Origin of the sequence: Olavius algarvensis spirochete endosymbiont, from assembly GCA_900608495.1 — a bacterium.
Taxonomy (GTDB): Bacteria; Spirochaetota; Spirochaetia; order DSM-2461; family DSM-2461; genus UBA2779.
The window spans coordinates 1-236 of the sequence record UWYT01000002.1; the positions used below are offsets into that span (position 1 = coordinate 1).

Genomic DNA, 236 nt, shown 5'->3' on the forward strand with positions numbered 1-236 from the left:
AGGAGGGTGCTCGATTTCCGGGCCCCTATTCGGGGCCGTAAACCAGTTCCTAAATTTATTCCAGCCACTCCTAAGCCAGCCATTGTTCCTGTTGCCGTTGGAAGGCGAGCCGTCTGCGTCTTCATTATCGCCATCTTGTGACTGGTCTTGGCGGTTTTGAGCATCGTCGCCCCGATCACCATCGTTGTCGCTACTTCCACCGCCTCCATTGTTTTCGTTGCCGTTGGGAGGCGAGC

At 55.9% G+C, this 236-nt stretch carries 1 protein-coding gene; it reads right to left on the reverse strand.

Translation table 11 applies throughout. The annotated features are described in order from the left end of the window. Positions 1-236 (reverse strand): hypothetical protein (locus S1OALGB6SA_RS09960; RefSeq protein WP_371686011.1); only part of this gene is annotated, 236 nt, incomplete at both ends.